3 protein-coding genes are annotated in these 9,203 nt (G+C 41.4%); 1 reads left to right on the top strand and 2 read right to left on the bottom strand.

What is annotated here, in order from left to right; all coding sequences use genetic code 11:
* Both F1E73_RS15795 and F1E73_RS15790 read right to left on the bottom strand, forming a co-directional pair.
* Positions 1-2,827: PD40 domain-containing protein (locus F1E73_RS15795; protein ID WP_150452482.1), on the bottom strand; the 2,827-nt coding region annotated here is incomplete at its 3' end.
* A 740-nt stretch (positions 2,828-3,567) separates the two neighbouring features.
* Positions 3,568-4,290 (bottom strand): pirin family protein, encoded by a 723-nt coding sequence (locus F1E73_RS15790; RefSeq protein WP_086476678.1) that lies wholly within the window; start codon positions 4,288-4,290, stop codon positions 3,568-3,570.
* 924 nt (positions 4,291-5,214) lie between these two features.
* On the opposite strand from F1E73_RS15790, the gene F1E73_RS15785 reads away from it, so the two are divergent.
* Positions 5,215-9,203 (top strand): SprB repeat-containing protein (locus tag F1E73_RS15785; RefSeq protein ID WP_191089038.1); only part of this gene is annotated, 3,989 nt, incomplete at its 3' end.

Genomic DNA, 9,203 nt, shown 5'->3' with positions numbered 1-9,203 from the left:
CCATGGTACGGTGCCTAGAGCGAGCGTCTATAATTCCCCTTGGAGTGTATTTTAACAGCTTTTCATCTTCCCACACATTCGTAGTCTGATACCAGTAGTACTCCCCATTTAAACCGCCATAATTAACGATAAGGGTAGGGGTGTAGCCCGTCTGGCTTGCCCCCCATAACTGTATCACATCCTTGTGTACATCAGCTACTGGGATGTTGTGCTCTATCCCTGTATGGCCGTCTAAAATCATGGACATATTGTGGAAGAAGGTAGAGCCTCCCTCTGGGAATACTTTAATTTCCTGTTGCTTAGAGGCTTTGATTATTTGTTGTCTTTGATCCCTTCTAGGTTGGTTATAGCTCTTCACGGAAAAAGCGCCAAAGGCTTTTGTTCTGTGAATGGCAGACCGTGCATCGTCGAAACTGTTGACAGGTGCTTTAAAATCGCCGTCCGCACCATACAAAATGGCCCCAGTGGAAAAGATCCTGGGACCAACCATGGTTCCGGCCTTTACCATCTCCGACTGAGAGAATACCATTTCGGTATTTGCAGAGGGGTCGTGGGTAGTTGTAACTCCAAAGGCAAGATTAGCATAGTATTGCCATTGTTTTTGAGGGCTTAGTCCAAACCTAAAATGTCCTAAATGCGCGTGCACATCTATTAATCCTGGCATAATGGTCTTGCCACTCACATCCATGATTTTTGCATCGGCAGGTATTTGTACGGAATTCTGAGGGCCTACCGCTACAATTTTGTTCTCCTTAATTAGGATAGTTCCGTTTTCTATCACCTCCTCATTATCCATAGTAATGATTCTAGCTCCGGTAAAAGCAATAGCCCCTTGGGGTTTATCGGTAGGGAGTGTTAGGTTGATTTTAATCCCCACAGTATCCATTTCTGTGGTGGATTCCGGAGCCCCATCCAAAAAGGTGAACTTTTCGTTGAGGTTGGTGCTGAAATACGCATCACCCAATGTCCACCTAAGCTGGTCACTATTGGCAGACCAGTGTAAGTTAATGCCAGCATCACGGGCTACTTGGGCTACTGGAACGTTGGAAGCTTTACCATCTATTTCTAGCGCTTTTCCGGTCATAGGCAATGCGGCAATGTATACCTTGTAAAGGTTACTAAAGGCTACCCAGTTATCGTCCGGGCTAGGAATAATCCGTTGTGCATATTTAGATTTCACCAATTCCCGGGCTTCTTTACCGTTTAGGTTTACAGATTTGAGGGTTTTGGTTAGAGAACCAAATAAATAGCCACCGGTTTGGTAGTAAATTCTACTTCCGTCTTTATTAAATGATGGGAATTGGCCCTCTTTGGTAACCAATTTCTTGGTAGACGTATATCCCTGTTTACGGCTAAACGTTACCTCTAACAGGTAAATTCCCGCTTCCTTGGTGTTAACATATCCCTGATGTCCATTCCCCGATTCTTCTCTATAAACTATTTTGTTGATGTCTGTAGGAGAGAAAGCGGGTTCCCTATAAATCGCTTTCTCTTTGGTCAACGAAATAGGTTTGCTTTTGGATGAGGTTATATCCAACCTTTTAATGGTTCCCATAGTTTCATCATTCCAAGTAACATATACTAGGTGCTTACCGTCCTTGGAAAAGGAAGGCTCATACTCCAAGTCGGTTCCCGTAGTAAGACGTTGGGGAGTGCCATTTGGTAGTGTTTTCTTCCATAGATAACCCGCAGCGTTAAAGATTAAAGTCTTCCCGTCTGGAGAGGTAATTGCATTGCGAATAGTTTTTGGGTTGAAGGTCTCTGGGGACGGATTGTTCTGGAACCGCAATGCATCTACAATTTTATGTTCTGCAGTAGCCTTAAAAGGAATCTCGGTAACCTCTAGGCTGTTGATGTCAATTTTTTTAATTTTTCCCTGAGCCCATATAACGATGGCGCTATCATCTGGAGTGAAGTTGAAACCGGTGTAGGGTCCAAAAATAGCCCAGGTTTCCTGATGGTCCTTACTAAGTTGATCGTAGATAGGCCATTCTTTCCCAGACTTTAGGTCGTGTAAATAGAGTACGGTCTTTTCCCTAACTCTTTTAACGAACGCCATGATGTCTCCGTTGCGGGAAATAACTGGACGGATGGCACCCCCTGGGCCTCCAGTAACTCTTTCTATTTCCCCATTTTCCAAATTATAACGGTTGATGGCGTATATCTGACCATTGGGGTCCCTATTGTATTGAAAAGATCCTCCGGGAGATACATCTTCACTGTAATAAACGAACTTACCGTCTGGTGAAGCAAAAGGTTCTCCTAAGTCTTGTTGATCGTTCTTTCTTTTGGTAAGCTGAATCCCCTTTCCGCCCGATGTGTGGTACATCCAAATTTCACCGGCTCCTAGAGAACGCGTTGCGGTAAAGTGCTTTCTGGCGAATAAATAGTTGCCATCTGCAGACCATACGGCGTTGTTTAGGAGTCTAAAATCCTCCTTGGTTACCTGTTTTGCATGGGAACCATCGGTATTCATTATCCAAATATTGTCCCCACCACCTGCATCACTGGTAAAGCTAATTTTAGTGCCGTCGGGGCTAAATCTAGGCTGCACTTCATAGGCGTGCCCACCTCGGATAAGGGTTGCCTCTCCTCCGGTAATTGGTAAGGTGTATATATCTCCCAACATGTCGAAGACAATTTGGTTGCCATCCGGACTCACATCCAGGCTCATCCAGGAACCTTCGTCCGAGCTGATATTGACCGTTTTAAAGGGGAGGGCAGGGATGGTAACATCCCAACTTTCCTTCTTGGAATCTTCTTTTTCCTGAGCATAGGAGACTAGTCCATTGAATAAAAACAGGGCTAATAGGAAGTAGTTTTTCATTGTATAAAAGATCATTTTAAAATAGAAGGTTCAAATGTACTCAATAGAACTGTTATTATGAATTTTAAATATTTTGATTTATGCCCCTAATATTCCAAGGTAGCGTTGTTTTTCCATTAGGCGGTTTTCATCCAATAGACATGGAATTTTAATGGTGATTTAGTAGCTTGTAATTGGAAATATACCGCAGGTATTTAGTGTTTCTTGAGCGGTGGTAGGGGCATTTTATGGGATTTGTATAAACACAACCCAAGCTCAAGCGATGATTTTAATATCGATGGAAACCTCTTTCCGACTTATTTATTGTTCTATGGTATTATAGTATTAAAACAGGGTAAGGTCTCCCTACCGGGCTAAAAACAGGCTGTGGAGGCCTCACACTATTTTTTGGGCCTATTTGGGAATCTCCTTTTAAAGCCGCTCTATCCAAACCTTCGAGTAGTGCCTTTAACTTTTCAACCTACGTATGAAAGGTCTGTACCGATGAAACGCTGGCCTGCTATGATAATATGATAAAGGGATTCTCACTGCCTAGCTAAATGCTCATAGACCAGTACATCGCCCTGCGAGCGTTGTTGTGGTTGTTTGTCTTAAGTCGATGCCGATTTCAGAAGGTGTCGTGTTAATGATTTATTGTTGGGGTGGTGTCCATGTTAAACACAGTGAATCCCCTAGGGAGGTAGCCTTCCATTAAAGCCTCCAGGTAGAAGGAGTTTCCACTGGGGGTGTTTTCTATCCTGTTATACGTCCAAATTCATGGGAACCTCCATAAGTAGAATTTCCGTATCGCTATCGGCTTTAATATCCAGCGTTTCTATCTCCCAGATGCCTAAACCATCTCTTATGTTGAGTTCTTGACCGTTGATGGTGGCGTCCCCATTTAGGACAAAGGCGTATACCCCGTTGTTTTTAGCGTCGTTAAGGCTGTAGGTTACTTCCTTGCCTTTGTCCAGGTTGGTCATATTGAACCAAGCATTTTGATGTATCCAGACGCCTGCATCATCGGCATTGGGCGATAAAACCTGTTGCAGTTTATTTTTTCGGTCTGCCGTATCCAGTGTTATCTGGTCGTAGCGCGGTTCAACATTCTGTTTGTTGGGGAATACCCAAATCTGCAAGAATTTCACAGGTTTATCCGGATTGTTGTTGTATTCGGAATGCATTACCCCAGTACCAGCACTCATCACCTGAATATCTCCAGCCTGGATAACAGTCGTATTTCCCATATTATCCTGGTGCTTAAGATCGCCTTCCAAGGGAATAGAGATAATCTCCATATCCCTATGAGGGTGGGTTCCAAAACCTCTGTTTCCTGATACGATATCATCATTCAGCACCCTCAAAACGCCAAAATTCATGCGCTCTGGATCGTGGTAATTAGCGAAGCTGAACGTGTGTCTAGAGTGTAGCCATCCGTGGTTTGCATCTCCTCTTGTTTCTGCTTTGTGTAATACTGTCTTCATAGTTGTAACCATTTATAAAATTATATATTCTGCAATGAATTTAGGTGATTTGTATTGTATGCTAGATTATCATTGCAGCGTGTTCAATGCTTGTTTAGGCTTAATATACCTATACAATTTGTTCTATTCAATTCTTTACAATCATTTTGACCGGTGTATTAGGCTAATCTCGTATAAAATCCATAACACCAATATGGTGAGTGGTTTCGAAGGGTGGGTATTGGTGCTATCTTATCAATATTTAAACAATTCCTATATACAGGGGATTTTTAAATGTTTTAAAGTCAAAGTTAGGAGTATGATGTCTAAAAAAGAAGAAGCTGCAAGAAAATAATGGTTGGTTTTGGCCAAACTAGGTAAGGCCGTCACTTCCTTGATTTATAATGTTCCAGTCTTCGATCAATAATAAGCGCCGGTCATGGACTCCCTACTGATAATAGAAATTTTTGAGGGGTGCCGGTCCATAATTCCAGGGCTAGCTAGGGGAAAAATGGCGGCGACAAACCAATTTTATCGATTTCAAAATAAAATTTTCAAAATAACTGATTAATAGATTTTTCCGGTCGATAGCGGAGCAATAGTCGAAACGAATGTGTGTTCAAATTCAATTTGAACACCCTAATTTGTGTACTTACTAAGCGTTAACGTTTTATTTGGATTTTTTTTGCCCTCAAAATGTTCTAAACCGTGTTTGCAGTTTTTGGGGGCATTCTTAAAAATTCAATTGTAATGTCGAGCGGAATAAAAAACAACATCAGACTATTAACCTACTACCATGAGGTGTGCACCTTTTGCTAATATTTATTTCTTCGGTGATCGCTACCAATAAGGATTTTACACCTAGAAAGTGGTGGCTCCTGTATACTATTAATATATCAATCAAACTTTATTATTAAATCCATTTTCCCGAATCTATTTATGCTTATGAAAAAAACTACTATTTCCAAAGTTTCAGTTTTATTTTTTATTTTCTTGTTACTGCACTCTCTGAATGTTTTTGCAAACAGTGTTTTTAAGCTGGACTACCTTTCATTATCTGGATCCAATATGGCTTTATCATCACAATTGGAAAATTTTTCGTGGTCTGCGGATAATTTGACCGCTGGTGCGACTGGGGTTACTTATACTTTCTCTTATACTACAGTAACTACGATGAGTGGGGCTAATGATGCAATTTTATATGCCTTACAATCTGTTAGTAGTGGTTGGAATACTGAAAATGTTTCAGTAGAGGATGTTTCTGTAACTATTGATGGGATTAAACGATTAGTTTCAGAGGTTTGGACAGGGTCCGGGTCTCCTAGAAATAGGGTTTTTATTAGGCTGATAGATCCATTGGTTCCAGCAGGATCTGAGGTAAGTGTTACAATTGGTGATGTTATAAATAATTCTACAGTTTCCTCATATCCATGGCAATGGATCACGACTGCTACTGGTGGAGGGCATCAAATTGATAAAGCCGAAAGTCCTGTCCCGATTGTTTTGACTGCTCCAACGGCAAAAGGAGCGATAACCATTACCGATGCTCCAAGCGACCCTTCTTCTGATTGGTTGTTAAGTGAAGGTAAGTTAATTCCCCTGGTGGATGGTGCCAAAGTAAATGTTGATGTAGTGAACAATGCGCTCGCTTCAGGAAATCTTACTATCGAAGCTGAGGTAGATGTGTTTATTGATGCGAATGTAACTCCTGTTTTATCGGCAGATAGAACATTGACGCTAAAAGCAAATAGGGACATTAATCTAGAGGCTTATAGTTCAATTGCAGCTAGTGGTTTTTCTCTCAATACTATAATATGGTCAGATGCTGATGCCTTAGATGGAGGCATTGCATATATTAAAAACCAGGCTGAAATTTTAACGAACGGTGGCCATCTTTGGATTGGGGGAGGTAGCAGTAGTGGTTTATGGAATGGACTAACTGTAGGAAATGGGACATCCACTGGGAATACTACCAATTCAAATGGAATTACGTTGGTTAAAACCAATATTCAAACAGCTGGCGGAAACATCGCGTTTTACGGAAAAGGATTGTCAGGTAATAATGTAGGGATGCCGACTCCCATTTCGACAGGTAATTCAACAAATGCTAATGGTATTCGTTTGCACGATGGAAACCTGATAGATGCAGGGGTTGGTACTATTTATATGTATGGTTTTGCAGATAACCAATATCCAACATCCAATTCAAATGGAGTAGAATTGAGTCAAACTGTAGGAGCCCCCGATTTGATTACCTCTTCAAATAATACGAAAGATGCTATCTTTATAGAAGGACATGCCAAGGGGCCTTCTACTGTAGCTAATTCATGGGGGTTTTATTCACATCTTTCCACCGTTGAAAATACAGGGGGTGGTACTGTTCATATAAAGGGTAGTGCCGTGAAGAATTCAGGAGTTACCGTGGCCAAGGACGGGGCGATTTTAGCTGCTAGTGGCAAAATAATACTAGAAGGAACCGCAGCTGGTGCGACAAGCCCCAGTGTACTAGTGCAAGGAGCTGTAGGGCAGAAAGAGAATACCAATGTAACGTTCTCGGATGCAGATATAGAAATCATCGGGGATAGATTTTCTGTTTCGGGCAACGCACCCAATGGTCAACTTAAATCATCAGGAAAATTGTCTATACACCCTTATACAAACGGGATGGATATAGGGTTAGGTAGTGCGTTGGCTACACTACAATTACCCGCTTCTTATTTTATAACAAACATTGCAGATGGTTTCTCAACAATATTAATAGGTGATGCCAATACAGGAGCAATAAACATAGACGGTACGTTAATTTATCAAGATCCCTTATCCCTTATCACTGGTAATAATATCGTATTTAGCACTCAGGCAGATGTTAGAAGTGAAAGTGCTAATGCCCTTACACTTTGGACACGGGCTAAAGGAGACAATGAGGCCAATGATACTAATTATGGAGCGATATGGATGCAGCAAGGTTCATCAATCCACACCGCAGGTGGCAACCTAACCATGGGTGGCGGATCTGATCCTTACATAGGTTATGCTATGGGTGATCCATCAGTACCTTCGCTCGAGAATAATGCCATATATCGTGGTGTTGCCATGAATGGTTCTATAAATGTAGCAGGGGGTAACATTATTATCAATGGTAGGGGGAGCAGTGCTAGTATCGTTGGGCATGCTAGAGGTGTTAATATTGCGGGGACTATAGAAACGACAGGTTCGGGTAATATCACTATCAGAGGAATAGGTAAAGGTGCTTCGGATGCAATTGCTTTAGGGGACAGTTATTTTTATCCCGATGCTGTAGGTGCATTGAAAACAGAAAATGGTAATATAACCATAGATGGAAAGCCATCCGGTCCTAATAGAAATGGTCTAAATATTTCTACTTCTGGATCATATATCCAAACAAACGGAAATTTTTCAGCTACTACTACCGGAAGAATTACTGCCACGGTTGGGGGATTGGACATTGGTGGCAGTACTTATTTAGAAGCTTTAGATAATGTTATGCTACCTCATGGAAATAATGATTTTGTGGGTAGTATAACGGTAAAATCAGCCTCTAATCTTCATATAACAGGTAAAAACGAATTGACCTTAGCGGAGATTAGTGCCAAAGGAACGATATTAATTGCCACCCAGAATGGGGATGTAACGATTGCTGAAGGTGTTTCCACCTCCAATGCCACAGTGGATGCCATACGGATTTATGCCAGTAAAGATAAAAATGCAGGGGATTCAGCTGGAGGGAATATAATAATTAACGGAACACCTGTTATAAGCACTGGTGCCGGTGGACAGGCTAAATTTTACAGCGGCTCTATTTTGGGAAGTGCAAATTTAATTGCACTAATCGGTGAAAAAAATACCCGATATAACGTAGATGCCAATACTTCAGTATTTGAACCGGAGTTAAATTCTGGCCTTTACGCATTAATTAGAGAAAAAGAAAATTTACTTCCAACAGCAGTAAATGTTAGTTTCTCAGGTGTTTTAACGACCAAGCAAGAATTGACTGGCGCCTATGTTTATAATGATCCCGAAAATGATCCTGAAACCGAAACAACCTACCAATGGTACCGTGCAGATGATTCTAACGGAACAGGAAGGTTGGTAATAGAAAGTGCCAATGCAATTACTTATACACTTTCACAGGAGGATATTGGTAAATTTATCAGTTTTGAAGTAACACCAAAAAATGGAGCTGGTGCAGGTGTTCCAGTTGAAAGTATCTTTAAAGGGCCAATTGCTGATGTTTTTAGTGCCCGTATATCTGCTTATAGAAGCGTAAGTTGTAATGGCGGAAGTGATGGCTCGGCCGCTGTTGAAATAAGTGGAGGTGTGGGGCCGTACAGCTACAGTTGGAATGATCCCTCTCTGTCTACTACTGCTGAAGTAGAAAATCTTGCGGCAGGGACCTATGTAGCTACAATTACGGATAGTAGAAATCAGAATACTACGATCTCAGTAACTATTGTAGAACCACCAATATATTCAGTAGAGGCTCCAGATGATGTTGTTGCCTGTGGAAGTTATAGTCTTCCAGTATTAACAGAAGGACATTACTTTACACAGCCTGGTGGTAATGGAAGCGTACTTTATGCCGAAGATCTAATCACAAGTTCCCAAACTTTATATGTTTATGGGGAAAATGAAAATGGTTGTACAGATGAAAAAAGCTTCAATATTACCATTAATGAGAATGATATTGCAGGAGTAACATTTTCAGATAGTGAAGTAGTGTATAATGGAGAAGAGCATACGCTCGCCGTTGTTGGATTGCCTGCTGGAGCCTCAGTCGATTATAATGTGAGTAATACTTATACCAATGCTGGTAGCTATAATATTACTGCAAGAGTAACCTCAGCACATGCAAGCTGTGCCGACCGGGTACTAACAGCCACCCTTACCATCAACAAGGCGGAAGCGGTCATCAC

Source organism: Arenibacter lacus (genome assembly GCF_008711145.1).
Lineage (GTDB): Bacteria > Bacteroidota > Bacteroidia > Flavobacteriales > Flavobacteriaceae > Arenibacter > Arenibacter amylolyticus.
The sequence above is the reverse complement of the archived record's forward strand: the minus strand, read 5'-3'. Positions and strand labels throughout refer to the sequence as shown.